The following is a 26,204-nucleotide window of genomic DNA, read 5'->3' as shown; positions in this document are numbered from 1 at the left end:
TTGGCAGGACGTATTCTTGCCTTCTTTGTAATCATCTTTTTGGGAACCGAGATTCTTCTCAACGTTCTCCAAGCTCCTTCCTTACAATACTATAGAGATCAAAAGGTTCTTCATAGATACAATCCTATCTATTACGTGGATCTTGCTCCGAACAAGGATCTCTACATCCGACACTTTGCCGGAAAATGGGAAGGGCGATTTCGGACCAATTCTTTTGGGATGCGAGGTTTGGAAGAACCGGATCCTGATAAACCGAAGCTCGCTTGCCTGGGGGATAGTCTTGTGATGGGTTTTGGAGTCGGAGACGAGGATACGTTTTGCAATCAGTTGAACGGAATCGAACTCAAAGGTGGACCCAGACAATCAATGAACTTAGCCGTGGACGCCTATGGTTCCCTAGGAGCTGTTCGAAGGCTTAAAGACATGGCCCCGAAGTTGAGGAATTTAAAAGAGGTTCTCTTCTTTGTTTCCGCAAATGACTTCACGATCCCCGAAGAATTGCGAAACAAAGGAATGCTTTCCGACGACGAAGTGGATCAGATCCGAGATCAGGATCCTTCTTTCAATCGAAACTTTCAGATTCAATTCGAACTTTCTAGAGCCTCTTACACTTTACAGGCGTTAAAACTCGCCCTCGAGCAACTCAAGGTTCAATACTCGTTTACTACCTTTAAACTGAAATCCGAATGGAATTCCACCGGATTTTCTTCTGCTTCGACTCTGGATCAGACTCCAGTCCGTTATATGAAGGATTCTTTTTTTAGAACTCCGCAGAAAGAAAACTGCGAACCGAATTCTTCTTTAGGAATATTCAAAAATAAGAATATCCCTCTCGCCGCTCCAACGCCGGAAACGATGGCACAGGAAGAATACAAAAAACGATTCTGCCCCGAACCGATTCCGGGTTATTTCTCCTGTCAGGACCAGGAGCCTTCTTTGAATTCTTTAGAACCTCTTCCTGAAATTACGAAGAAGGCTTATGACGAAATGATTGATTACACTCGATCCCAAGGAATTCATCTCATTGTAGTCTTGATGCCGATTCAGGTGGAAGAAATCTTTTGTAGAAATCAAGGAAAGTATCACCCTCTGGAAAACTATGCGCTTCGCGCGGCTTCTTATTTTGAAAAGAAGGGAGTTCCTACGCTCAAGCTGCGAAAAGAAACCTCCGAAATGTGCGGAGAAGTGATCGATACTCCAAAGGGTAAAAAATTCTCCGGAATCCGAGATTATTTTATACCGGAAGATGGGCACCTTACCGTTCCGGGAAACAATTGGGCGAAAAGAGCGGTTGTAAGACAACTCAAGGAATTGGAAAAAAATGCTCTTTAATTCGGTTCAATATTTAATCTTCGCTCCCATCGTCATTCTCGCATACTTTTGGCTTCCCGCGAGGTTTCAGAGGTTCTGGCTCTTGGTTGCGAGTTTGTATTTTTATGCGATCTTTAAGATTCCGTTTATTCTTCTTTTGATATATTCGATTGTCCTAACTTACTTTGCCGTAAAAGGGATGGAGTCTTCTTCTTCTAAATTTTTGAAACTGGTATATCTAAACGTCGCGGTCTGGGGAAACCTTCTTCTTTTATATATGTTCAAGTATATGGATTTTTCTATCCACTCCTGGAACGTCTTTACAAACTCGGAACCTTGCGATCCGACTTATATTTCTCTTACTGGTGCGATGCTTCCGATGGGAATTTCGTTTTTTACTCTCCAAGCGATTTCTTATGCCGTGGACGTCTATCGAGGAACGGTTCCGCAAGCGAGAAGTCTTTTTCAGTTCGCACTCTTTCTTTCCTTTTTTCCACAATTGGTGGCCGGTCCGATCATTCGCGCTCAAGATATGCTTCATCAGTTTTTGGAAAATTACACTTATAGAAAGGAAAACCTGCTTCCGGGCGTGAGGCAACTTGCCTGGGGACTTTTTAAAAAAACCTTTGTAGCCGATCCGATTTCTTTGACGGTCGATCCCGTTTTCACAAATCCAGGAGCTTACGATTCACTTTCTTTATTGATCACTGCTTTCTTGTTTTCCTTTCAGATCTATTGTGACTTTTCCGGGTATTCGGATGTCGCGATCGGTACAGGAAGAATCATGGGTTATAAAATTCCGGAAAACTTTACGAGACCTTTTCTTTCTCAGACCGTAACCGAGTTTTGGAGGAGATGGCATATCTCCTTTTCTTCTTGGCTTCGGGATTATATTTACATTTCTCTCGGCGGAAACCGGGTAAGCATTTTTCGGGCGTATTTTAACGTATTTATCACCACATTTGTGAGTGGTCTCTGGCACGGAGCGGATTGGAACTTTATTATCTGGGGGGCTTGTCACGCGAGTGTGATGGTCTTCGAAAGATTCATCTTTTCGTTTTCGATTCTTAAACGCGCTTGGGATAAAATTCCGGAATGGGCCAAGTATGCTTATCCGTTTTTTGTGTTTTCCTTTTCGATGTTTTTCTTTCGTGCAAAGCCTTCCCCCGAGTACGGATACGAGACGAGCTTGGATCTTGCCTTTGCGATCGTGAAGAGGAGTTTTTCTTTTGAGAGTGGTCAAAGTTTGAGAATCCCGATTGCGGTTTTATTCGCGATTTTGGTTTTGTTCGGTTCCGATTTTTTGCAGGAAAAACGACAGGAATGGATGGAGAAAATTCAAGACGAACCTTGGGTCGTCTATCCGCTTGCGGGAATGATGGTTTTGGTCGGGTTTATCCTTTATAGCGTTACCGTAAGTCAACCTTTCCTATACTTTCAATTTTAATCTGCGGTTTAGTTTAGAAAGGAAGAAAATAATTGAGATGAGGACGTAAGAGGCATACCCTTTTCTAAGGTATTCCGAGCAACTCCCGATCGAATTGAAAAGAGCTTCTTTTTTGAAACAAAATTTAAGAAGGAAACCAGTCTCGATAATCCAAGACATAGAAGTAGTCCTCCGGATTGCATTTTAATGTGCGTGAAAGTTTATTTTTTGTAAGATCGAGGTGAAGGATATAGCTGTAATTACTGTGAAACGTAGGACCTCCCTCATTCATCGTTCTCACGATCGAATCTCCGACTTCGGCTCGATCCAACCAGAGCATATAATTAAAAAGAAAACAGCGTGATACTCCATGGGCTTGTGAAAGAGCTCCTAATAAGGCCCAGGCCCCGGTGCTCATTCGAACGTTCATCCTTCTCATGATTCTCAAACCGGAAGAATTCTGATATAGAGTATTACCCGCATTTTTACCCAGCCTCGGACTTGCGGTTAAGAATTTCGCATAACGCCTTAAAAGATCAGGTAATCTTTTGGGAAGATTTCGTCTTTCTTCTTCGGAATAAAGCAACAAAGTCGATTCCGGTATCAAAAGAGTGACTACGTTCAAGCGATTTTTTTGAAGAGTCGATTCGATCGGGTTTCCAGAATGGATTAATAATACGCCCATACAGAAAACGGTTCCAAGGCGAGTAACCGCAGCGGAAGTTTTAAAAAAAAACCGAAAAAAAACGAAGAGCCGATCCGAAAACCCAGAAACTCTTTTTGTTATCAAACGACGAAATCATCTCCAAAAACTATAGAAGACGAAATGTAGAATCTCGTAGTAGTAACTTCTCCAGACTTTCTTCCCGGTATTCTTAGGGAATGTTTATTGCATTCTTTTTAAGATTTTTTTCGCAATTAGATTAGCCGCAATCGAATTCGGATGCCCGTCGTTTTTAAGATAAAAATCGGTTTTCTTCTCGTTGAATTCTCTTAAAAAATCGGGTCTTGTATCCAAGACCGGGATGCCCTCTTTTTTTGCCATCCTTCCTATCTGATCCAAGAGAGGAGTGGAAGGAAGGGGAGTCAAAGAATGGGTTCCGTTTGGATAGAATAGAACGGTGAGCGGGATTTTTTCCTTTTTGCAGACGTCAAAGAACTTTCTCATCTCTTGGAAGGAGGGATGATCGTCCGGATAATCGGAAAGTGTTTCTGGAATGACCTCGGGACCAAGAGCGCGTAACGCTTCCAGTCTACGATTCTCACTTCGAATCTTAGAATAGTTGTAGAGCGCGCTGTATCTGGATAAAAAAACCGAACCTCGAAAAAACATCCTCCCCGTAAAAGAATTGCGAAGATAGAATTCTCGATGAACGTCCTGTAGATCAGAAGGATGGTAGATCCAAAACGCCGCCTTGGGAAGATGACATCCTTTATCAAACGATCTATCATCGCAACCGAGAGTTCTTTCCATTCTTCTTTGAACACCGCCTGTTCCGAGAGAATCGACGCCCAGATTTCTCACCTGGATTCCTTTTTCTTTCAGCGCGCTTTGCAATTTCCAAGCGATAGTATCTTCGTCGTTTTGTCCAAAGCCGTAAGCGATCGAATCCCCCATCAACCAAACTTCAGGCCTGGAACCGGGAATCACCTTTTCTTCCGAAACAAATCTTTCTCCGTTCTCGTCCACGCGGACACGAAACGTAAAACCTGCGGGATGGGGGAGAATCGTATCCGAATTTTTACAAAGAAGAATTTCTGGGATTTCCATTTCTTCGATACAATGGACCTGTTTGTCCCTGAGTCTGTAGATAAGTCCGGCGGGCGGAAACATTCTCAAAAAAATCTCACCTAACAAAAGACTTACGACTATGAGAATTGAAATTTTCGAATACGGAAACGATTTCATAAGGAGGAATTTGAATAGAGAGAAAGTTCGCATTTTAAAAACATTCTTCTCGCTGGAGGAAGAAGGGCCGGAATTCCGCTGTTTCGAAAACGATTGAACTCGGAAGGATTTTTTCTTTTCTCCAAAATACAATCCTTGAGAAAGAATGCATAACTTTCCATATCCTTGTCTTTCGCTTTTGAGAATTTTTCGAGAATTCCCTTCACCTTGTCCTTATCTTTTTCTTGTAAATGAATTTCTAAAAGATAGAGTAAAAGGGAAGATTCCCCAGGTAGAACCATCTCCGCCTTTTCTAAATAAAAGGCGGCGGAATTAAGAGCGAGGCCGCTGTCCGCGAGAATCATTCCCAACGTACGATTTGCTTCCAGATGGCTCGGATTTTTTTTTAGAACGAGTTCGTATAGACGCATCGCCTCGGCCGTATTCCCTTTAGAAAGAGAATCTCTTGCGTCCCAGATCATATCTTCGCTGGAAGAGCAGAAAAGAAAAGAAAAGAGGAAAAAAGAGAACGAAACGTATCGGATATTTAGTCTCATAAATACAGAAGTTTTTACTCTCACGTTTAGAAAAAAAGAATGTTTAGACCGGTTTTGTCCGGGGTTTCGTTTAGAATTTTCCAATAAACCCTTAAGGCAACATAAAAAAGTTTAATTCTCCTGAGAGGAAACGTCCGAAGGATTTAGTACTTGTTAAACATTTCAGACGGGACTAAAAACAGTGACATCTTCACATAACAACCTACTTCAAAATTTCCAGGAATATCTCTCCGTAGAAAAAGGATTAAGCGACAACTCGATCTACTCCTATGGTTACGATTTGAATAAGTTTAAGAACTTTCTGGAAAAGGAACACATCGATTTCCTTGAAGTTCAGGCGAATGACATCATGCGGTTTTTAAACGAGGAAAAGGATCGAAAGATCAGTTCCAAGACGATCGCAAGAGAAGTGGTCGCGATTCGACAGTTTTACAAGTTCCTAAAGGACGAAAAAAAACTCGATACCAACCCGACTGAAAAAATCGAAACTCCCGAAGTGATGCGAAGTATTCCTGATTATCTGACTCAGGAAGAAATCGACGAACTCTTCGCAACAATCCGAGAAGACAACCTCTACGAACTTCGAGACAAGTGCATTTTTGAATTACTCTATTCTTCCGGACTTAGAATTTCGGAAGCCTGCAATCTTAAACTCACGGATATGGATCTTGAAGGAATGACCCTCACGGTGGAAGGGAAGGGCGGTCGTCAAAGACTCGTTCCATTCGGTGAAAAATCCTTGGACATCCTGAATCGTTATCTAAAACAAAGCCGACCTTTTATATTAAAAGCTAGAAACTGCGAATATCTTTTTGTTTCGAAAAAAGGTTCTTATATCAATCGCAAATCCGTCTGGAGACTTCTCAACCACTATATCAAACGTACTACCATCGCAAAAAAGGTGACTCCTCATACGCTGAGACACTCCTTTGCGACTCACCTTTTGGAAAATCACGCAGATCTCAAATCCGTTCAGGAACTTTTGGGTCACATCGATATTTCGACCACTCAGATCTATACGCACATGGCGAATAAGACCCTAAAAGAAGTTCATAAAAAATTTCATCCGAGAGGATAAAAGTCGAGGTTCCGGTTTTTAGAAATCGGAACCGATTTTTCTTTTTTGTTGAAATCAAATCGAAATGGAGTCGGGCAAAAAAAAAGAATTTGAGAATCTGTTTCGAATGCAGATTCCTTCTCATCCACGTTACCTTTCGATCATCCGAAGTTTAGTTTATAATTTGGCTTTTGAGAATGGGTTTACGGCGAGCGATTCCGCGGACTTAAAACTCGCGGTAGGGGAATGCCTACTCAATGTCATCAAACATTCTTACGGCGGAAAAAAAAATCTCCCTATCTTTTTAGAAATCAATCTTTACGACAATCGAATGGAAATTCGAATTCGCGACTTTGGGAGTCAGAAAAATCTTTCCGAAATTAGAGGTTATGAACCCAATGATTATCGGGAGGAAGGAATCGGTCTTTATCTCGTAAAAAAACTTACGGATCATTTTTACTTGGACCAATCCTTGCCGGAAGGAAACCGACTGATTCTTACAAAACTAAAATGAACTCATTTCGATCCAAATTCACTCTTCTGATTCTCTTTCTTTCAATCCTTTTGTGGACTTGCAGAAAAGGACCTTCCATTTCAAAGGAAGAAGTTCGAAAACTCAGCAAGGACTACTTCACGCGGCTTTGTACAAAGACCGCGGAGTGTGCTAGCCGTTATCTGGAAACTCTGCCAGCTTCCGAAAAAACTTCGGAGAATTCCGCTTATTCCGTGGATCAGTGTATGGAAGAACAAAAGGACCAAAACATTCTTCCTGACGAATACGAAAAGGTGACCGACGCGCAGATCGCAAAAGTGAAAGTCTGTATGGAAGATCTTCTCAAGGTTCCCTGTGAGGAAATGGAAGGAGGAGGAATTCCTTCCTGTCAGGAACTCTTTCAATCTTCTAAAGACGAATAACGCGTTCTCTCCGGAAAAGAAATTTCATTTCCTCGCTTTCATTCTTAATAGATCCGATATTGGAACGCTTTCTTTTAAAAGTTTCTAAAGAAGAATCAGAAGCTATGTTATAATAGAGTAATTTGATTCGTTGGAATCAGTCTTTGCATCTTTTGAATTCTTCTTGAAAACAAGTTTTCTTTTGTTCTCATTCGAAAAATGGAAATCAAAGAAATCACCACAAACATCATCAAAACCTTAGAATCAGCATGGAATCGTGCAAACGGTGAAGAGTTTGGAAAAGCATTCACGAAAAATTCCGACTTCGTGGACATTCGCGGAGATCTACATTATTCCGACGTCGCGGTTGCCAAGGGACACCAAGCAATTTTTGATACTATCTATAAGGACAGTAAAATTAAATTGGAATTACTACAAGCCAATCAAATCGACTTGAATACGATTTTAGTTCACGCCAAAGCGAGCTTAGATTGTCCTAGCGGCCCCTTGGTTGGAAAAACTGATTCGACCATTTCTATGATACTGACAAACTCCGATGAAAGTTGGTCGATCCGTGCTTTTCATAATACGTTGAAACCTTTGGTCCGATAAACGGAGAAAGGTCGACCTTTCTTGTTTGAAACTTTTTACCGTTCAAGAAAGAATAACGCTTTTGAGGTGACATTCTAATTCTAATGATTCAAAAAGAATACGGTATTATGAATATTCTAAAACTATAATTTAATAATCAGATTTATTTTTGGATTTGAATTCCCTCAAGATCCAAAGTGGAAGTGTCAAAAGAATCAAGGCCATCAAAATATACAGGTCGTATGCTTCCAGAATTCCGCTCGCTTTTAACGTCTTTGGAAGCAAAAACAATAAAAAGAAAATCCAAAGATACAAAAAGTAGATTCGTTTTAATAGTATGAAGTTACGATTTTCTTTTCGCAAAAGAAAAGTTTCCAACCACGGTCCGAGAAAGATAATCCCATAGGTGATCATTCCCAGGATCAGACGGGAAAACACTGGAGCTTTTCCGGAAACAGAAAGATACGCGAAAACGAACATCAAGTGGATTCCATGAACGATCGCAAATGTACAGAAAGGCCTTTTTGAAAGAATTTTCCCTAAGACCTTTTCGTTTGCAAAAGCCATCCAGAATAAAAACGTCAAAAGAGAATATCTTCCCGAGAAACGCGCAAGAATTTGAAATCCTTCCGAGGTGAAACCGTGGAGAAAGAGAGAAACAAAAGCGATCCCCGCTTCGATCAGACAAATCAGAATAGTAACTCGGATTAGGCTCACGGGTTCAGGTTTCCAAGTCTCTCTTTTTTTGCGGTCGATCTTAATGGATGATAGAATAGGGGATCCGCATTTTGTATTATATTCCTTTCTTTCAAATTTTGGAAACAGGTCATCTCCAGTGTTTATCTTCGGCTCCGATATAAATCGCGTCCGGTCTTAAAATTCTTTCCTTTTTTTGTTCCAGACAATGTGCCATCCATCCCGCCGCTCTTCCGATCGCAAATACGGGAGTGAAAAGATCCGTTGGAAGATCGAGGCCATGTAGTAACAGCGCGGTATAAAATTCCACGTTTGTATGCAGAGTTCGATCGGGTTTGTATTCTTTTAATAAGCGAAGAGCGGTTTTTTCGACATACATCGCCAAAGAATAAAAGTTTATCAATTCCGGAAGCTCGTAGAGTTCTTTTGCGGCGGAAGCTAAGATGTCCGCTCTCGGGTCGCGGACTTTATAAATCCGATGACCAAAACCCATCAACCTTTCCGCTTTTTCGAGTTTATTTCTGAGATATTCTTCTGTTCTTTCGGGTGAACCGATTTCAAAGACCATGTCCAATGCCGGTCCGGGGGCGCCTCCGTGGAGCGGGCCTTTTAATGCGCCGATGGCTCCGGTTGCAGCCGAAATCATATCGGACTGAGTGGAAGCGATCACTCTTGCTGTAAACGTGGACGCATTGAGTCCGTGATCGGCGACGGTGTTCCAGTATGTATTGAGTGCCTTTATCTTTTTAGGATTCGGAGTAATTCCGAGCATAAAAAGAAAATTGGCTGCAAGACTTAGCTCGGGATTGGGAAGAATCGGATTCAATCCTTTTTTGAGACGATATACCCAGGCGACGATTAAGGGTAAGGTAGCAACGACCGCATAACTTTCCTCTTCACTTGTAGTGAAGGGTTTTCCTAAGGATAAAGACGCGGCCCCGATTCGGAGACATTCTATGATGGTAGCGTTTTCGGAAACGGAGCTTTCTAAGATGTTTCTTTGAACTTGAGAAAATCTTCTCGCGTTAATAAGATCGTCTACGATCCTTTTTTTCTGTTCGGCGTTCGGAAGTTTGTCCTCTAAGAGAAGAAAGAACGTTTCTTCAAAATCGATTTTTTCCGCGAACTCCTCTATAGGGTATCCCGCGATTACGAGTTTGCCGTGGGTTCCGTCCACCTTGGAAATTCGAGTCTTTACGGCGGGAATTCCCTCCAGGCCCGGGCTGTATTTACTTTTTTCTAAAAGATCCATTGTATTCATATTGAATTCCTTACGATCTTGAGTTTACAGCATTGACAAGAAATTATCAATATTGATTTAATAGTCAATGTATGAAACCTTCGGCAAAAAAATCGTTTTTATCGGCGTTTGAGGCGGCTCAAGAACTGGGTGTGGAAGTGGAAACGATCTACGCATATGTCAGTCGCGGAATCCTTCATTCCGAATCGAGCGGTTCAAAGGACCGTAGTAAACGGTATAGAAGAGAAGAAATAGAACGTCTTTTGTTGCAAAGAGAGGAAAAACAAAATCCCGGAAAAACCGCGAGGGCGGCTTTGAGTTTTGGTCAGCCGGTCCTTGAATCTTCGATCAGTTTGATCGAAGAAAACGCGATATACTACCGCGGTCTGAATGCTACCGATCTATCAGAAAATTCTAATTTTGAATCCGTTGCCAAGATTCTCTGGGACTCCGAGAATTCTTTTTCGTTTGAAGAGGAATGGCCGACCCTGGACAAGGATTCTCTCCAAATTCTTCCGGTAATTTCCAACCGTCCTTTGATCGATCTTTGTAGAATCCTATTGGGTGTCGCCGAATATGAGGACACGAGGGCGCTCCTAAAAACTCCGGAAGCCTTGAGTCAAACCGGAACGAAAATTATACGTTTGTTGTCTCTTTTTGCATCGAAGTCCAAACGAGGAGCGGGCTCGATTGCGGAGACTCTTTGGTTTTCTTGGAAAGAAATTTCTTTTGGAAAAAAGAATTCTCATTTTATTTCCGATTCTAAAAAGAATCGAATCCTTTCAAACGAGGACAAGAAGGCGATTCGTTTGATCGACGCGGCGTTGATCCTATCAGCAGATCACGAACTCAATGCGTCTTCCTTTACCACACGTTGTGTGGCATCGACCGACGCAAGTCTTTACCAAGCGGTGATAGGCGGGCTCGCAGCGCTTTCCGGAAAACGACACGGTCTATTGACAGAAAAAGCGATCGAGCTTATAGAAAATGCCTCCGCAAGAAAAAAAGAAGAACGGTTGTTTTTGACGGAACGTTTGAGGATGGGAGAAAAAATTCCCGGATTCGGGCATCCGTTCTATCAAACCGGAGATCCCAGAGGAAAAAAATTGCTCGAACTGACGGAACGATTCTTTCCAAAAAACAAAAATTTGGTATTTGCAAAAAGTCTAATACAGGAATCGATTTCTCTTTTAGGAGATTACCCTACGATCGATATGGGGCTCGCGGTGGTCATCCACACTTTGGGTTTGCCGAAAGGGGCGGGACTTGCGTTATTTGCGATAGGAAGGTGCGCCGGTTGGATTGCTCACGCGATGGAACAATACCAATCGGAACAATTGATCCGTCCGAGGGCGCGTTATGTGGGAATTTCGCCAAAAAAAATCGTTTAAGGATCTTCTTGAAGAATTCCGAGGCGTTTTGGTCTTACTTTTGTGATCTGCGGATTTCCGTCGTTCCCGAGAAATACAAAAGAAGGCCCGGGGATTTCTTTGAGGCGAACCTTGAAGTTTTTTCCTTTTCCCGGATAAATATCCACCCCTGGAAAAATTTCCTCTTCAACTTCAACATAGGAGTCCTTATCCGGTTCAAAACCCATGATCATGGATTGTTCTTGGCCGAGTAAGTTATTTAGAATTCCTGAATATTTCAGTTTGATCGCCGTGAGTTTGGGAAGACTTTCCTTTTCTTCCGCAGTCAGTTGTCTTCTCTGAGAATCTTCGTTGAGTTTTACAAGACTCAGTTCCACTTTTTTAAGAATCTCTTGATTCTTCTGAACTTCGGTCCTCAGTTTTTCCAAGTCCTCCAGAAGTTCCGGACGGATCCCGACGGATACTGAAGTTTTTGTTTCCGCGATGGCGCCTAACTTGGTACAGATGACCGCTTTTCCAGCGACGCAGGTTCCTCCGATCAATTCTCCTCTTCCACCTCGGATGACTACGGATTCTCCGGCGACGAGTTCGGAGTGCATGGAAGCCTCTTCGATAAAAATCGTATTTTTGGAAATGAGTTTTCCCTGTTCCACGAAGCGAGTGTAGATATCGGCTCCGGATTCTATCAAACCGCCGTTTCTTCCCATAAAACCGCCCGACAAAACGATGTCTCCGGCTGCCTTGAGAAAAACCTTGCCTACCGATTTTTTTACGATGATCGATCCTTCGGTTTCCAGCGTAAATCCGTCTGCGATCGATCCTTCCACGATGATCGTTCCAGGGAAACTGACGTTTCCGGTGGAAAAGTCTACGTTTTCCAAATGACAGACCTCGTCCACTCGGATGGTTCCTTGTCGATCAAGGATCGGTCTTCCACTGATCAAAGAATGAACTGAAGTTCCATCCGAAGAGAGTCTAACGTTGGCTCCGAGTTTCCAATCTGCTTCCTTTCCGGGTTCGTACGGAAGAATTTCTCCGAAAACATTCTTTCCTTCCTTTCCAGGGGTGGGAGAAATTTTTTCAGCAAGCTTTTGATCCTGAGCGACACTTTGTATGATTTGAATATTTTTAAAATCGACTCTTCCAAACTCGTCTTCTTCGAGATGGGGAAGCGCGGGATGAATGAAAAGAATTCTGAGATCTCCATTTTTACCTGGAATCGGAGCCGTTCCTTCCGCGATCAGGATTTTTTTTCCGTACTCGGGTTCTGCGGAAAGACGATCGATGGTTTCCGGAATCACTCCGTAAATGATTCCGCGGAGCTGAATCGATTCTTGGATCTGTCCCGAGCTCAAAAGTTTTCCGCCGTACTTTGGAGGATGAAAGAGAACGTAAGTTTTCATTTTATCTTCTGAAATCTCGATCTCGATTCGTGAACTTTCCGGTTTTCCCGGCCATTTTCCGATGAGGTGAGGAAGTCCGTCGGATTTTTGGATCAATTCTTTGATGATCGTATGGGAAATTTCGGAGATCTGAAAGAGTTCGATTCTTCTTAGGATTTCTTTGGAATCGAGGGGTTTCCCTTTTTTGCCGGCCGGAAAGACGGAGAGATAGGCGAGTCCTTCTTCATTTTCGATTTTGAAGAATGCGTTTTCGTTTTCTTCCAGATCCTTTAGAAGGGAATCAGTGAAATTCTTGAGAGAGTCGCTCATCCGGGGTTTCAGTGTAGAAATCATCTTCCATTTTACAATCGAAATCTCCCGGAAAAACTTGAATGTTTGGAAAGAAATTTCTTCTAATGATGGTGAGAATGATCCTCTTGCGGGGATGAATGTTCTTCCATCGGGTGCGAATTCGGAGAATGTTCGTGTTCGGAGTGCGAATGTCCCAGTCTAAAGAAAATCATCGAAATTCCGACAAGGACGATAATAATTCCTCCGTAGCGGATCACACCCTGCGGTAATTTAACCAGTAAGTTTCGAAAACCGACCCCGAACAAGAAGAGTGCAGGGAAGGTTCCTAAGAAAAAAATCGACATCACGAGCCAACCTGAGCTCGCGCTTCCTGTCGCCAAAGCAAGACTAAACGCCGGATACAAAACCGCACAGGGCAAAAGCCCGGTTACCATTCCGAAAGCCATCGAAGTCGTTGGAAGGTTCTTTCCTTGTTTGAGAGAAGCGAGTAATGGTCCCGCAAATCGATTTAGAATTTTCTGATAGAATCCGGACCGTTCCGGCGTTCCGTTTTGGATCAGACTGAGCCCGAATCCGATGATAAAGATTCCGGAGATGACCGCCGCCAACTCGTGAAGAGATACCAATTTTCCAGCAAGATTGAGACCGGAACCTAATATTCCGAAAATGGCACCTAACGTGGAGTAGGAAATCCATCTTCCTAAATTATAGAATAAGTTCGTTTTGTATTTTTGTCCCTGGTTTGCGAGATTTAAGGTTCCCGCAAATGGACCACACATTCCCAGGCAATGAAGCGAACTCGTGATTCCGTGAATAAAGGCGATCGAAAGAGTTGTCAAAAACAGTTCACTCTGCATGTCTTTGTTCTCCCGTTTTGGATATCGGTTTTTTTTCTTCGTCGTCGTCAAAAAGCATTCTGTACTTTGGACCTTCGATGTCTTCATACTGACCGGATTTTAAGGACCAGAAAAAAACTATCAGGGCCCCGAGTGCGATGAGCATCGCGAGAGGAATCGTAAGATAGAGTGCGTTCATAATTTTGTTCTCCATTGTAACGAGATCGAATTTAAAACCACCGAAAGGGAACTCAGAGTCATAAAGCCGGCGCAGATCACAGGAAGCATAAATCCGAAAGCTGCCAAAGGCAACATGATTGAATTGTAAGTTAAGGAAATTAGAATATTCTGAAATACGATATTTCTTGTTTTTTTGGAAATTTTCACGGCCGAAATGATCGAATCTAGTTGATTGCTGATGAGAACCAGATCGGATTTATCGATGGAAAGATCCGATGCGATTCCCATAGAAATTCCGAGATTGGCCGCAGCCAAACAAGCGGAATCGTTGATTCCGTCTCCTACCATGACCACGGTATTCCCTTCGTTTTGAGCTTTTTGAATCACCTTAAGTTTTTCTTCGGGTTTGAGTTCGAAAAGAGGATGGTCGATTCCGACGGCTGCGGCCAAGGATTCTACTTTGGATTTGGAATCTCCGGAAAGAATTCCTAGATAACCAAAATTATTTTTTAATCTTTCGATCGTACTTTTTGTTTCCGGACGAACCAAATCTTCCAATACAAAACTTGCGAGCAGATTTCCTTCTCTACCTAAGTAGATCTTGCCGTCTTGTTTTTGAGTTCCTCCGGACACAAAGTTTAGGTTTCCGATTCGATAAGAAGCGGATTCTCCGATCAATCTGCCTTCCATTCCGGATCCGGGAAGTTCGGTAATTTCTTTCCAAGTATAAATAATCGCTTCTTGATTTTGGTTTTTTAATTTTTTTCCGATTTCTTTTTTTAAACTTTCCGCGAGCGGATGTGTGGAACCGGATTCTAAGGAAAGGATGAGAGAATAGATGCGGAGTTTTTCCTCTTTGTCCAGAAAGTTCTCCTCTTGAAGCGATAGTTTTCCCGTAGTCAGGGTGCCGGTTTTGTCGAAGTAGATTTGATCGGCGCGACTGAGAATTTCGAGAGAGTCCGGATTCTTTACCAAAATCCCTTTCGAGCTGTGAAGTAAGTTACTCACTACATAGGCTGCGGGGACCGCGAGTCCGAGCGCACAAGGACAAGCAACGATCAAAACACTGATCGTGTTGAGGACTGCCGATTCCCAGTTTTGAAAATAGAATCCGTATATGCAAAAAGTTGCAACTGCGATTCCCAAAACGATCTGTATGAAATAAGTCGAAAATCGATCCGTCGTTCTTTGAATTCCGGGTTTTGCTTGAAGCGAGGATTCGATGAGCGCTGAGATTCTCGAGAGCGTGCTTTCCTTTGCGGTTGTAGTCGCAAGCAGCTCCGCGTTCGTACTCAGACACAAAGAACCCGAAAGGATCGTATCTCCATTCTTGTGTGTGACCGGTTTCGATTCTCCGGTTAAAAAGGATTCGTCGAAGTAAGAGGTAGTGGATTGTAGAATTCCGTCCACCGGAACTCGGTTTCCGTTTTTGAGAAGAATTCTTTCGTCCACTTGAATCGCGCTCGGTGCAATCTGAGCTTCGACGGAGTCCCGGAGGACCGTATATTCTTGAGGAAGGGTTGACAGTAGTTCTCCGACCTTTCTGCCCGCTTTCAAACGGATGGCGGATTCTAAAAACTTTCCGATCAGAATAAAGAAATAAATCGTACAGACGGAATCAAAATAGACTTCTCCATGATCGGTTAAAGTCACGTAGACGCTGTAAAAATAGGCAAGGGATACTCCTGAAAAAAGAAGAGTATCCATCGTGAGCATTCTTCTTTTGATCGATTCCTTCGCACCTTTGAAAAAGGGGTAACCCGAGTAGAGATATACCGGAGTCGCGAATATCCAAGAAACGTAATGAAATAGTCGTTTGAATTCGATTTCGATTCCTGTAAAATACCCGGCATACAATCCGACGCTGAAAAGCATGATGTTTCCCCAGGAAAAACCGGCGAGCGCCATTCGGTAAAATAAATCCTTGGAAAATCGAGAAACTCCCGTTTCCGCCTTGAGTGGAGAATAGAGAGAGGGTTCATAGCCGATGCCGTTTATGATCGAAAAAATTTCGTTTAGATCGACCAAACTTCGATCGTAGACAATTTTCATTCTTCCCGTTGCAAAATTAATTCTCGCTTCGAGAATTCCTTTATGATCACCGAGCACTTTTTCGTTTAACCAAACACAGGCGGAGCAATGAATTTTTCCGATGGTGATCAGAGTTTCGCAGATGCCTTCGTTTTTTTGTATTACATATTCCTGATATACGGATTCTGTTTCCAGGTTCTCCCGATTTTTTGTTTCGGAATTTACCGCCTCCAGTTTTTCAGAACCTCTCAGCGTATAAAACTGAGTAAGTCCGTTGTTTACCAAAAGGGTCGCAAGGCTTCTGCATCCGCTGCAACAAAACGATTCGATTTGCCCGTTGAGCTCTCCTCGAATCAGCTCTTTTTCCGTGCGGATCGGAGTATTGCAATGGTAGCAGTTTGTAACTTGAAACAACGTTTCCATACGTTCTATTGAATTTTTACTTCCACGGTTTTTTGAAGAATTCTTCCTTCGGTCTCTCCTTGAAGGTTAAAAATCCAAAGCCCCTCTTCCGGAATTTCCACGCTTCCGTGGTAGTTCCCTGAATCTTTCGGATATTCGATCAAGGATATGGAACGATTCCATTCGTCCGTAGCCGCCCTTTCCAAAAGGATATTCAATTTTGCTCCCACAACGGGCCTTCCCGATTTTTGAAACCGGATCAAAAAGGTATTTTTTCCTTTACGAACATCTTGCGGAGAAGAAAAAAGTTCACTTTCGTAAGAATACCCTTCCGCGATCATCTTTTTTTGTTCCAGGATCGACTTTTCATAGTTCAATCCTTTTTCGTAATATCCCTTTTCGATCGGTCCGGTATATCCTTCGCTTGCGTATCGAATCGTAACTACGGTCGCAGCGATCAAGGCCACGAATGCGACCCCGATCCAAACAAAGGCGAGTTTCATACTTTTATGTAGTGCCATCCAATTTTCCTTGTTTGTATCTTATTTGATCGGGATGCGAAATGGAATCGTCTTTTTTAGCTGAAAGTTCGGATTTTTCAAATCGGTGATTTTGAGTGAAATCTGATGTGTCGGTTTGGACTGATCTTGGGGAAGAGCTACCGTTTCTAAGATGATTCTAAAATCCTGAGAATCGTTTCCTAAAACTTGAATGGCCGGTTTTTCAGTTCCACCTAACAAGATATGGACGGGAGAATGAAGGGTGCTTTCCGCCACCTCGACTTTGAGTTCTCGCTCTTCAAACGTTAGATTCAAGAGATGTCCGTTATAAAAATTTCTTACCAAACCGCCAGGAACTTCCATCGGTTGTATGATTCTGTCCGGAAGAACGTTCGCGTAGAGTGGAACACGGTTGTAAAGAAGGGTTCCCGCCGCCGCCAGGACACAAAATAGAAGAGTTCCATAGACCAAACTTCGAGGACGGATCCAGCGCACTTTTGATCCTGGTTGATACGCTTGGGTTTCAGACATATATCCGATCAGAGTTTTTTTGCCTTCTTTTCCCATCGTTTTTGTACACGCATCCACGCATTTTCCGCAAGCGATACAGCCTACGTTGGTTCCTTCGCGAATATCGATTCCAGTTGGACAAACCACCAAACATAGATTACACGCCGTGCAGTCTCCTTCTTGAACTCCTGCCTTTCTTCTGGGTTCGCCGCGTTTGAAATCGTAGGTTACGTTCACCGAGTTTGCGTCCATCATTACGGTTTGGAATCTCGCGTAAGGACAAGCGTATTTGCAAAACTGCTCTCTAACAAAAGCCATGTCCAGATACAAGGTCGCCGTGAAGAATGCGGTGAAGTAGGTCCATACCGGCGGACTTGTCAGAAACGCGGTAGATCGGATTTCGTTTATCATTTCGTAGGGATCAGCAAAATAAGAAACCCATGCGAGAGCTCCTAAGACGCTCACAAGAATCCAAAGAAAGTGAACGATAAATTTTCCCAACTTGGGAGCGTCCTTTTTGCCGTATTTGGATCCGAGGATCGTTCTTCCGATCCAATCAAAAACGTCGGTAAACACCGTCTGAGGACAGGCCCATCCGCACCAGACTCTACCGATCAGAGTTGTGAAGAAGAACAGGGAAAGTCCCATCCCGATCAGGAAAAGATGAAGATAGTATCCTTCCTGCGGAGTAAAAATATTTCCAAGAAGATAAAACTTTCTATTTGGAATGTCGAGACGGATGAACGGGTGTTCCCCCCAACGAAGCCAGGGAAGAAAAAAATAAATGGGGAGTAAGATCGCTTCTACTAAATATCTTGCCGAACGAATCTTACCGGTTATATGCCTGGAGATGACCACAAAAGTCCTCCTTAGTGGTCTCTGGAAAGAAGGAGAGGTGCAACGTCCGTTGAATTCTCAATTCTTTCCGGAGTAAAACGATCAGACTCTTGGATGAGATCGAATTCAAGATTTCATCCAAGAATTTCATAAACTTATCTTGAAGCCTTGAGACTTGCATTTTGGGTGGCAAGCCAAGCCATCACCTGATATACTTTTTCGGAACCGAGAGAGTTTTCATGCGGAGGCATTGGTCCTCTTCCTAATTTTGTTTTGTCTACGGCGATTCCTTTCATAATCGTCGCATAAACTTCGGAATCCAGAGATCCGTGAATCCATTCCGCATCGACAAGATTGGGTCCGACAAGACCTTGCCCCGTTGGACCGTGACAAGCAGCGCAGACTGTTTTGAAAGTTTTTTCACCTTCCGCAATCGCATCCGCGTTTCCACGCAAGGGATTACTTCCATCGTTGCTCGTTACCGAGACCGCTTTTGGAAACTTTGCTTCGTGTTCTTTTACTTCGTTTTCATAAGCGACATCTTGTTCCCAGCTCGAAAACTTATGATAGTAAATCGAATACACGACCGCGACTACGATACAGATCACGAAGATCCATTTCCACCATTCCGGCATCGGATTGTCCGATTGTTTGATACCGTCGAAATCTTTATTTGAATCATGCGTCATGGATCAGTCCTCCTCCAGCATTCTATACTTTGGATCTTCCATTTGTACCTTGCGTTTCTTGTTGTAAACGTATGCGGTGATCAGACCGATCGCTAAAACAAGAACTGGTAGTCTTGCAAACTTGTAGATTTGAATCAGTTCCAGTTCCATACTTGCCTCACTGAATCGACTTGGACAACTCTGCAGTGTCCCTGCCTAATTTTAGGAGATAGGCGATGAGCGCGTCTCCTTCCGTTTTTCCTTCCAATTCTTTGGTCGCGGAAAGATAATCCGCGTCCTTATAAGGAACTCCGACTTTGGAAAGACCTTTCATGTGGTTCACGATTTCTTCCGCGTCGATGGTGGCTCCCTCTTCAAATAGCCAAGGATAAGCGGGCATAACGGAACCCGGAGAAGTATCTCTTGGATTGATCAAGTGAGTCTTATGCCAAGCGTAAGAAGGTTGAATCTGAGATTCGTGAGCGAGATCGGGTCCGGTTCTTTTGGATCCCCAGAGAAACGGATGGTCGTAGACAAATTCTCCGGCCTTGGAATAACCGTCTCTTCCGTAAGACTTAGAAGGATCGAAACGATCCACTTCCCATTTGAAAGGACGAATCATCTGCGTATGACAGTTGTTACATCCTTCTTTCTGATAGATGTCTCTTCCCGCGAGTTCCAGAGCGGAGAACGGTTTTACTCCTTGAATCGGAACCGCGGTTCTGGAAATAAAAAAGGGAGGAATCAATTCGAAGATACCGCCGATCAAAACCGCGATGGTAGTATAAACGGTGAACTTAACTCCTTGTTTTTCCCACTGATCGGTAAAACCGGAAAACCAATCCAGAAGTATGTCGAATAGTTTCATGCTTTTCCTCCTTCTTCTTTCACTCTCAAATCCACTTCTTGAAAGCCGGAACCGGAAGTTTGAATCGTCTTGACCACGTTATAGATCATCACAAAAACTCCGCTCAGGTAAAGAACACCGGCGACACCTCTTGCGAAGCGGAAGGGTTTGAGAACCTCGGTGATTTGCACCCAGTTCGGGTATTGAAGAAATCCTTTGGAATCGATGGCTCTCCACATAGAACCTTCGGTGATTCCGGAAACCCACATGGATACGATATAAAGAAGAATTCCGAGAGTTGCCAACCAGAAGTGTGTGTTCGCAAGTTTTTCAGAATAGAGATTCGTGTTCCACAATCTTGGGACAAGATAATAGATCGCCGCGAAAGACATCATTCCCACCCAACCGAGAGTTCCGGAGTGAACGTGACCCACGATCCAGTCGGTGTTATGTCCGAGAGCGCTGATCGAACGAATGGAAAGGAGGGGGCCTTCAAACGTCGACATACCGTAGAAGGTAATCCCGACGAGCATCATCTTGAGAAGAGCATCCGTTTTGATCTTTTCCTTGGCTTGTGTTAAGGTGAGAAATCCGTTGAGCATTCCTCCCCAAGAAGGCATCCACAACATGATCGAAAACGCCATCCCGGTTGTCTGAAGCCATTCCGGAAGAGGGGTGTTGAGCAAATGGTGAGGACCAGCCCAGATATAGATGAAGATCAAAGACCAGAAGTGGATGATCGATAATCTATGGCTGTAGATCGGTTGTTTGATATGTTTTGGAAAGTAGTAATACATCAAACCTAAGAACGGGGTCGTCAAAACAAACGCTACCGCGTTGTGTCCATACCACCACTGTATGTTTGCGTCGTAAACTCCCGAGAAAACCGAATATGACTTAGTAAGTCCTACGGGAACGGAAAGGTTGTTCACGATAAAAAGAATCGGAACCGTTACGAAAGAAGCGATGTAAAACCAGATCGCTGCATAGAGTTGTTTTTCCTCTCTCGTAAAGATCGTTGCAAAGAAGTTTACGATGAAGATCACGAACCAAACAACGATCAAAAGATCGAGTGGCCATTCCAACTCCGCGTATTCCTTGGATTGATTGAGTCCTAAGGGAAGAGTGATCGCTGCAAGAAGGATCGTCAGATTGTATAACACAAAATGAATCTTCGCCAGAGAGTCGCTCCAGATTCTAACTCTACAGAGTCTTTGGATCAGGTGATACGCGGTTGCAAAGATGATGCTCAGTGCAAATCCGAAGATGGCTGCGTTTGTGTGCAAGGGTCTGATTCTTCCAAAACTGAAATATTGTGTGAAATTCAGTTCCGGATAAACCATTTGAAATGCGGCGAGGACACCCACTAACATGGATGCGACTCCCCAAACCATAGCCGATATGATGAACCCTTTTACGATTGAATCGTTGTATTTGGCGTTCGTTTGGCTCATGAGATTTTGTCTCCTGATTCGATTATTCCTTCGGTCTAAACTCTCAAAGTCAAAAAATTATATACTATTTTAATAAAATAGAATATTCATTTTTAATTTAGAGTTTTATAATTTTACCTTATATGAAAACCGACTTGGAAAGAAAAGAAATCCCAGGGCGATTTCATGGATATAGGGCATGATAATTGTCAAGGTTGCGGGTTTTGCTTGCGGTTGAGGGAAAAGGGGACCGGAAGAATCTGGTCTTTCCAATGAGCGGTTTTGAGATTCTTTCTCAGAATCGGTTCAGTGGTGATTGGTTGTTTCCAAATTGGAGATTCCGCGCAAAGCTTCGAGATTTAAAAAACGAATTCTGTTTTTGTGAATTTCGATCCAATCTCTATTCTTAAAATCCGAAAGCGCTCGCACCAGCGTTTCCGTAGTAGTTCCAACCATGGAGGCCATGATTTCCCTCGTGAGATTCAATTCGATTTCCGGTTCGTTTCCGGAAGCGGTTTGGAAAGAGATCAGAAGTTCTGCCAGTTTACTGTGAACTTGTTTGGTTCCTAAGGCAACGGTTTGGTCTTCTAATTCTTTCCATTCAATTGCCATTTGTTTTAGAATTTCCAACTGAAGTTTGGGATCGTCTTTCATCAAATCTTCTAAGATGCCTTTCTGGATAAAACAAGCTTCTACCGGTTCCAACGCTTCCGCGTTTTGGGAAAAAGTGTTTCCCGATAAAAGATCTCGAAAGCCGACCCATTCTCCGGATCTCCGAATGGAAAACGTCTGTTCTTTGCCCGAGGGAGAATTCCGAAAGATGCGGACGCATCCTGATTTGATAAAATAAAAACCATCCGCCTTATCACCTGAATGGATCATACTTTCCCCTTTCCGAAAAAGGCGGAATTCCTTGGTAGAATTGATACGATCCAGCGTTTCCATGGAGACACATTTTAAAACGGATTTGTGTCGATTCGAACAGAAGTAGCAATCGGGGGCGAGAGGATTCTCGTTCACAAAGCCCAAACTCTTCTTTTTTTTGGAGATTGTAAATGCATTTTGTTCTCTAAGCGATAAGACGGTAAAAAAATGAGGATCAAAAAAACCGTTCGAGATTTTTCTCTTTCTTTGTAGAATTGGGAAATCTACCGAAACTAAAAACAATGGATCTCAATTTTAAAGATAAGCTCCAATCCGGGATGTCTTCCATAGACAGTCTTTCCCGAAATCTGCCGCCGCAAGTGCAAAAAACCCTCCTGTACACGGGGATTTCCTTGGCCGTTTTGGGTGTTTCTTTAGCGATACTCGTCGGAGTTCAGCGCGGAAAAGAAGGCGCTGCTTTTGAGGATCAGGCCAAAGAATTGGATCGTAAAGCCCTCTTTTTAGAAGATTTAGAAAGAAATTACAATCGAAAGCGAAAGTCCATCCGCTATAGCGATCCAGATCTTTCGGGAACGGGAGAATCTTCCAATCTCGAGATCGATCGATACGAAAGGGAAAAACCAAAGAGCGGACTTTTACCCGAATCGAATTCTCCGGAAGGAAAGGATCCTTTGAGAGAAGGAAGAAGGGAAGGTGGTGGAACCCCGAAACTTCCTACGGAATCCGATTCTCTTCCGAACAATGATCGAGAGAGAACCCCCGATTCGAATCGAAAACTGGAAGACCCGGGAACGGTGACACCCGATCGCGGGACAGGAAGTTCTTCGAATGGAGAAAGACCAAGTTTGATACGTCCTCCTAAAAATAATTCGAAAGGATCTCCGGAACTCAGATGAAATGGATTCGTTCTTTGATCCTTTCTGGATTCTTATTTGGAATTTCCTTTTCTATATTTGCAGATATGCCCCTTCCTTTTCCAGAAGAATCCGAAAAGTCTTCTGTAGAGGCCGAAGTAACCGTAGAAAAGACAGATGATTCTCCGGTGGCAAAATCGAAGGAATTAAATCCAAATTCTTCCGAAAAAACGGATTCAGTTCCGACTAGCAGGGACGAAGCAAAGACGTCTAACGTGTCTGATTCCTCCTCCGAAATGGACATTCAAAAATCTGCTTCCAAAGATTCTCCGGAAGAATCCCCTGCGCTCCCCGAAAAAACCACACTTCCAAATTCTTCCAAGACGAGTTTGAAAAAGAAGAAGGATAAAAAGAAGGACGATCCTTCCGAGAGCGGTTATAAAAAGGGCATACTTCGTCTGAGAGAAAATCAGAGAAACAACGCAAAGACCGAATTCAACCAAGCAAGCGGACAGGGAAAAACAGCTAACGCTTCCAAATTGGAAGACGCAAGACTCACCGCTGAAAGCGCGAATGACGCGAGTTCCATCACGGAACAGATCGATTCTGAAGACGAGAAATGGAAGGCAATTTTTGAAGTGGCCCGCGCTTTGCGAGGGAATGGAAAGATTCCCGAGGCAGAATCTCAATATCTCAAAATTATCACCGAAGCTCCTGAACACTTTCAGTTGATATCTCTTCTTTCTCTCGGTGAAATGCTTTCTTCCACGGAACGAAAGGATTCTGCGAGGAGATATCTTCTGCAACTCGTGAAACTTTTGCAGAAAAAACCGGAATTAGATTCTCAAAAACAAAGTTTGGAAAAAGCGGTGACTCTCATTGTGAGAATCTACGGAGATCAGGGAAAATACGAGGAGGCGGAGAATTGGGCAAAAACCTATCTCACTCGAATGAATCCGGATGCGTCGGAAGATTCTCCCTTTGTGAAAGAACTCCGGAGAATTCTCAAACGAAGATACTACTGAGTTAGAAAGAAATCTCTCATTTCGAATAAGACAAATCGAAACGTTTTTGAAATATGGAAGGAGATTGAAATTCCGAGATAAAGAATTTTAGATCCTAATCTTAAGAACTCCATCCTCTACTCATTTACGAAACGGAGGATTGTAAGGAGATCCGTAGGAACTACGACGCCCTCCCGTGAAAGTCGCGCCCCGCCCAAATTTCGGGTGGAGGGGAGCGGTGGTGGGAAAAACTCCGGAGTCTCTTCTCTATCACAAAATCATACTTTTTGCAAGTCAAAATTCCTATGTAGGAACTCTAACAAAATTCCCTTTCTGGGAAGATTCTCCTCATAGCCTGCGGGTTAAAGATATCCTGATTTTGTATTGGCTCAAGTAATTCAAAGCGGCATTCTCTTTCAATCGCGCTGTAGGGGAAATCTTGGAAAAATTTTTCTCTCTCAAGAAATTGGAACTTTGCAAAGACGAAATCTTGTGGGAACTCCCACACAAAATCATCTTTACGGAGCTCTTTGGGTGCAGTTTGGAAAGGAATTTGGATATTTTTTTTACTTGGATCGAGTTGGCGCTTCGCTTGGAAGACATTCTTCAAATTCTAAAATCGATCCTCTAAAACTTTCTCAACCCCCAAAGAGCAAATCAGATCCAAGAGAAAGTTTAGAAGTCAGAAAATTCTTACGTTAAAGAAACGTTTACGTCCAGTTTTCCGAACTTGGAAAAAAGACTAATTCCAAGAGAAGGTTTTTTGGGGATTTTTAAGGTTTCGTTTTTGGAATCGATGATATTCGGCGCCGTGATTTCGATCGATTGGCCCGAAGTCGCGAAGATATTCATCGCATTTCCCGTCGTCATATTCGCAATCTCTCCCAAGATATCCTTGTACTCGTTTTTGATATCTTGATCGCTCATTCCGGGCATCAGCACTCCCGCAATCTTGTAAGCCGCATCGTAGTTCAAACCGTAGACAACTTCTCCATTGAAAGTTCCGATCACACCAATGACGATCGAAAGCTCCAGATTGGTTTCAGGGCTGTCTTTGATTCCGATTTTTCCTCGGATGAGGTCCGTTTTTAAGACATCTCTAAAAACGATGGTCGCCGCTTCAAGAAAGGGATTTACCAGTTCAGCCCGGATTTGCATTATTCTTCTGCCTTTTGACCGATCCTTCGTTCAATCGGATATTTTTCCTGTAGAGCCTGGCTGATTTCCATCACAAACCCATTCATCAGGTTCGGATTGTCTCTCAAATCGGGGCCCTGGGAAGTCGAAATTTTAGACGAATTGATTTCCATGGAAGCAAATTCTACGAATACATTTTTTTCGGAATCTTTGTAAGGCCCTCCCACTTTTTTAGCCCCAAAGGCAACAGTGGTCAGATCTTTCAAAAATTGTGTGTTGTTTCCTAAACGAATTGTCTGATTTCCGGATTTCAACTCCCAGAGGTTGAGTAGGGTCTGGTCCTTGTAGTCTTGAATCGGGGTTCCGAGAAGTGCGGCGATCTTTTGTAATCCGTCTGGTTCTTCTTGAAGGACTTTTAGTTTGGCTTTCCATTCTTCTTGAGATTTGGATCTACTTTCTAAAAGAATTTTACTCTTGAGGAAATTTTTTCTTTCCTCAAAGCTGACTTCCTTTCCGTCCTTATTTTTCGGAAGTTTTCCTTCTTTTTTCTCGTTTTCATACTTAGCTTTTAGGAGTTCGTCCGTAATCGGAGCCTCTTTTTCCGCAAGTTTGGAAAGTTGGTCGTCTGTGTAAGAAAGAATTCTCAGCTGAACGCGTGCGGATGTGGATTCTTTCTGAACGCTGATTTCTCCGTCCGTTTTTTTCAGATCGGAATTGAGGAGAGAGTCATAGAGAACGCTTGCGTTCTTACGATCGATCCTGTACTGCATCGGCGCCGAATTTAAGATCTGTTTGTAAATGGCTTCCGGTTTTCGAATATCTTCCTCGGAATATCCGGCTCCGCCGATGGATTCTCTGTGAATTCTTCTGGCCTCATCCGAGAGTTCTTCTCGAATTCCGGTTTCCGACACGGAGAATCCCGTTGCGTCCGCGATCTGTTTGGTGACGACCAGGCTTCGAATCGTCTGAAAGGCGCAGGATTGAAGGGTGGCAGGATCTTCCGCCAAAGATGGGGCGATACTTCTATACTGAAAAAAACAATCCCTTCTCGCTGCCTGAAAGTAGTCCATAGGAATGGAATAGTCTCCGATTTTTCCGGCGTTCAAGCTGGAACGACCCGAGATGACGTCAAAAAAGCTCTTTTCCGCGTCTCCCGGTAGAAAGGTGATGATCAAACCACTGACAAGAAAGAAAAGAAAGATAGCGACTACGCCGCGGATGATTTTGTCTTTGAGAGAAACGTTTTCTAATTCCATGTTTGTATCTGTAAACTGAAAGGGTTTGTGAAGGAATATTTCTGTAAAGGAGAAAAGTGAGAAAAACGCTTCAGAAACCGGCCCATTCGACAGATAGATA

Annotated in this window: 27 protein-coding genes and 1 pseudogene; 9 read left to right on the top strand and 19 right to left on the bottom strand. The window is 43.1% G+C overall.

The features are described 5' to 3' along the window. Together JWG45_RS01330 and JWG45_RS01325 are read left to right on the top strand one after the other, a co-directional pair. Nucleotides 1-1,332: an LA_2490 family SGNH/GDSL-type esterase gene (locus JWG45_RS01330; protein WP_205277983.1), complete on the top strand. Its 1,332-nt coding sequence runs from the start codon at nt 1-3 to the stop codon at nt 1,330-1,332. Then, nucleotides 1,322-2,758 carry an MBOAT family O-acyltransferase gene (locus JWG45_RS01325; protein WP_205277982.1) on the top strand — a complete coding sequence of 479 codons (1,437 nt, stop codon included), beginning with the start codon at nt 1,322-1,324 and terminating at the stop codon, nt 2,756-2,758. Before JWG45_RS01330 ends, JWG45_RS01325 begins: the two co-directional genes overlap by 11 nt. 124 nt (nt 2,759-2,882) lie before the next feature. On the opposite strand, the gene JWG45_RS01320 is transcribed toward JWG45_RS01325, so the two are convergent. The 3 genes and pseudogenes from JWG45_RS01320 to JWG45_RS01310 all read right to left on the bottom strand — a co-directional run. Further along, nucleotides 2,883-3,422 (bottom strand): DUF1564 domain-containing protein, encoded by a 540-nt coding sequence (locus JWG45_RS01320; protein ID WP_205277981.1) that lies wholly within the window; start codon nt 3,420-3,422, stop codon nt 2,883-2,885. A 201-nt stretch (nt 3,423-3,623) separates the two neighbouring features. After that, a complete protein-coding gene (locus JWG45_RS01315) occupies nt 3,624-4,646 on the bottom strand; it encodes an LA_2486 family SGNH/GDSL-type esterase (protein ID WP_205277980.1) in 1,023 nt (340 codons plus the stop codon). A gap of 5 nt (nt 4,647-4,651) precedes the next feature. Next, nucleotides 4,652-5,266: pseudogene (locus tag JWG45_RS01310) on the bottom strand (tetratricopeptide repeat protein); the annotation flags it as partial. Between the two features lie 97 nt (nt 5,267-5,363). On the opposite strand from JWG45_RS01310, the gene xerD reads away from it, so the two are divergent. The 4 genes from xerD to JWG45_RS01290 all read left to right on the top strand — a co-directional run bounded on the left by xerD (nt 5,364) and on the right by JWG45_RS01290 (nt 7,745). Next, a complete protein-coding gene (xerD, locus tag JWG45_RS01305; protein WP_205277978.1) occupies nt 5,364-6,260 on the top strand; it encodes a site-specific tyrosine recombinase XerD in 897 nt (298 codons plus the stop codon). 64 nt (nt 6,261-6,324) lie between these two features. Continuing rightward, complete coding sequence (locus JWG45_RS01300; protein ID WP_205277977.1) at nt 6,325-6,753, top strand: ATP-binding protein; 429 nt, start codon at nt 6,325-6,327, stop codon at nt 6,751-6,753. Further along, on the top strand, nt 6,750-7,154 hold the full coding sequence (locus JWG45_RS01295; protein WP_205277976.1) for an LA_2478/LA_2722/LA_4182 family protein: 405 nt from the start codon (nt 6,750-6,752) through the stop codon (nt 7,152-7,154). The genes JWG45_RS01300 and JWG45_RS01295 overlap by 4 nt, the downstream gene beginning before the upstream one ends. A gap of 198 nt (nt 7,155-7,352) precedes the next feature. Further along, the gene (locus JWG45_RS01290; protein WP_205277975.1) at nt 7,353-7,745 is read left to right on the top strand and encodes an SgcJ/EcaC family oxidoreductase; all 393 of its coding nucleotides are present in this window, start codon (nt 7,353-7,355) and stop codon (nt 7,743-7,745) included. Between the two features lie 129 nt (nt 7,746-7,874). Here the strand turns inward: JWG45_RS01290 and JWG45_RS01285 are convergent, their stop codons facing one another. Continuing rightward, nucleotides 7,875-8,441 (bottom strand): hypothetical protein, encoded by a 567-nt coding sequence (locus JWG45_RS01285; RefSeq protein WP_205277974.1) that lies wholly within the window; start codon nt 8,439-8,441, stop codon nt 7,875-7,877. Between the two features lie 109 nt (nt 8,442-8,550). After that, nucleotides 8,551-9,681 (bottom strand): citrate synthase/methylcitrate synthase, encoded by a 1,131-nt coding sequence (locus JWG45_RS01280; RefSeq protein WP_205277973.1) that lies wholly within the window; start codon nt 9,679-9,681, stop codon nt 8,551-8,553. Nucleotides 9,682-9,752: 71 nt separating this feature from the next. Between JWG45_RS01280 and JWG45_RS01275 the strand changes: the two genes are divergently transcribed. Continuing rightward, nucleotides 9,753-11,051: a citrate synthase family protein gene (locus JWG45_RS01275; RefSeq protein ID WP_205277972.1), complete on the top strand. Its 1,299-nt coding sequence runs from the start codon at nt 9,753-9,755 to the stop codon at nt 11,049-11,051. Here JWG45_RS01275 and JWG45_RS01270 read toward each other — a convergent pair. From JWG45_RS01270 to JWG45_RS01220, 11 genes are all read right to left on the bottom strand, one after another. Continuing rightward, entirely contained in the window at nt 11,048-12,742 is a 1,695-nt protein-coding gene (locus JWG45_RS01270) for a DUF342 domain-containing protein (protein WP_205277971.1), read from the bottom strand. The two genes, JWG45_RS01275 and JWG45_RS01270, sit on opposite strands and share 4 nt — an antisense overlap. Before the next feature lie 83 nt (nt 12,743-12,825). Continuing rightward, entirely contained in the window at nt 12,826-13,581 is a 756-nt protein-coding gene (locus JWG45_RS01265) for a sulfite exporter TauE/SafE family protein (protein ID WP_205277970.1), read from the bottom strand. Then, complete coding sequence (gene ccoS / locus JWG45_RS01260) at nt 13,571-13,759, bottom strand: cbb3-type cytochrome oxidase assembly protein CcoS (RefSeq protein WP_205277969.1); 189 nt, start codon at nt 13,757-13,759, stop codon at nt 13,571-13,573. Before ccoS ends, JWG45_RS01265 begins: the two co-directional genes overlap by 11 nt. Beyond that, entirely contained in the window at nt 13,756-16,194 is a 2,439-nt protein-coding gene (locus tag JWG45_RS01255) for a heavy metal translocating P-type ATPase (protein WP_205277968.1), read from the bottom strand. Before JWG45_RS01255 ends, ccoS begins: the two co-directional genes overlap by 4 nt. A gap of 5 nt (nt 16,195-16,199) precedes the next feature. Further along, a complete protein-coding gene (locus tag JWG45_RS01250; protein WP_205277967.1) occupies nt 16,200-16,694 on the bottom strand; it encodes a FixH family protein in 495 nt (164 codons plus the stop codon). A 21-nt stretch (nt 16,695-16,715) separates the two neighbouring features. After that, a complete protein-coding gene (gene ccoG, locus JWG45_RS01245) occupies nt 16,716-18,041 on the bottom strand; it encodes a cytochrome c oxidase accessory protein CcoG (RefSeq protein ID WP_205277966.1) in 1,326 nt (441 codons plus the stop codon). A 134-nt stretch (nt 18,042-18,175) separates the two neighbouring features. Next, nucleotides 18,176-18,709, bottom strand: a complete 534-nt coding sequence (locus tag JWG45_RS01240) for a cbb3-type cytochrome c oxidase N-terminal domain-containing protein (protein WP_205277965.1) — start codon at nt 18,707-18,709, stop codon at nt 18,176-18,178. Nucleotides 18,710-18,712: 3 nt separating this feature from the next. Continuing rightward, nucleotides 18,713-18,859 carry a cytochrome oxidase maturation protein gene (locus JWG45_RS01235; protein ID WP_069607514.1) on the bottom strand — a complete coding sequence of 49 codons (147 nt, stop codon included), beginning with the start codon at nt 18,857-18,859 and terminating at the stop codon, nt 18,713-18,715. A gap of 7 nt (nt 18,860-18,866) precedes the next feature. Then, nucleotides 18,867-19,556, bottom strand: coding sequence for a cytochrome-c oxidase, cbb3-type subunit II (gene ccoO, locus JWG45_RS01230; RefSeq protein ID WP_205277964.1), 690 nt, complete (start codon nt 19,554-19,556; stop codon nt 18,867-18,869). After that, the gene (gene ccoN, locus JWG45_RS01225; RefSeq protein WP_205277963.1) at nt 19,553-20,989 is read right to left on the bottom strand and encodes a cytochrome-c oxidase, cbb3-type subunit I; all 1,437 of its coding nucleotides are present in this window, start codon (nt 20,987-20,989) and stop codon (nt 19,553-19,555) included. The genes ccoO and ccoN overlap by 4 nt, the downstream gene beginning before the upstream one ends. Nucleotides 20,990-21,274: 285 nt before the next feature. Beyond that, nucleotides 21,275-21,997, bottom strand: a complete 723-nt coding sequence (locus tag JWG45_RS01220) for a Crp/Fnr family transcriptional regulator (RefSeq protein ID WP_232380453.1) — start codon at nt 21,995-21,997, stop codon at nt 21,275-21,277. Nucleotides 21,998-22,134: 137 nt separating this feature from the next. Here JWG45_RS01220 and JWG45_RS01215 point away from each other — a divergent pair, with 137 nt between their 5' ends. Together JWG45_RS01215 and JWG45_RS01210 are read left to right on the top strand one after the other, a co-directional pair. Further along, complete coding sequence (locus tag JWG45_RS01215) at nt 22,135-22,749, top strand: LIC_11485 family protein (protein ID WP_205277961.1); 615 nt, start codon at nt 22,135-22,137, stop codon at nt 22,747-22,749. Then, nucleotides 22,746-23,732 carry a tetratricopeptide repeat protein gene (locus JWG45_RS01210; RefSeq protein ID WP_205277960.1) on the top strand — a complete coding sequence of 329 codons (987 nt, stop codon included), beginning with the start codon at nt 22,746-22,748 and terminating at the stop codon, nt 23,730-23,732. The genes JWG45_RS01215 and JWG45_RS01210 overlap by 4 nt, the downstream gene beginning before the upstream one ends. A 295-nt stretch (nt 23,733-24,027) precedes the next feature. Here JWG45_RS01210 and JWG45_RS01205 read toward each other — a convergent pair whose 3' ends face one another. From JWG45_RS01205 to JWG45_RS01195, 3 genes are all read right to left on the bottom strand, one after another. After that, nucleotides 24,028-24,321 (bottom strand): hypothetical protein, encoded by a 294-nt coding sequence (locus JWG45_RS01205; protein ID WP_205277959.1) that lies wholly within the window; start codon nt 24,319-24,321, stop codon nt 24,028-24,030. Nucleotides 24,322-24,404: 83 nt separating this feature from the next. Beyond that, a complete protein-coding gene (locus JWG45_RS01200) occupies nt 24,405-24,869 on the bottom strand; it encodes a chemotaxis protein CheX (protein WP_010574631.1) in 465 nt (154 codons plus the stop codon). After that, nucleotides 24,869-26,203, bottom strand: a complete 1,335-nt coding sequence (locus tag JWG45_RS01195) for a hypothetical protein (protein ID WP_205277992.1) — start codon at nt 26,201-26,203, stop codon at nt 24,869-24,871. The genes JWG45_RS01200 and JWG45_RS01195 overlap by 1 nt, the downstream gene beginning before the upstream one ends. Nucleotide 26,204 lies beyond the last annotated feature (1 nt).

It is taken from the genome of Leptospira ainlahdjerensis (genome assembly GCF_016919175.1).
Classification (GTDB): Bacteria; Spirochaetota; Leptospiria; order Leptospirales; family Leptospiraceae; genus Leptospira; species Leptospira ainlahdjerensis.
The sequence above is the reverse complement of the archived record's forward strand: the minus strand, read 5'-3'. Positions and strand labels throughout refer to the sequence as shown.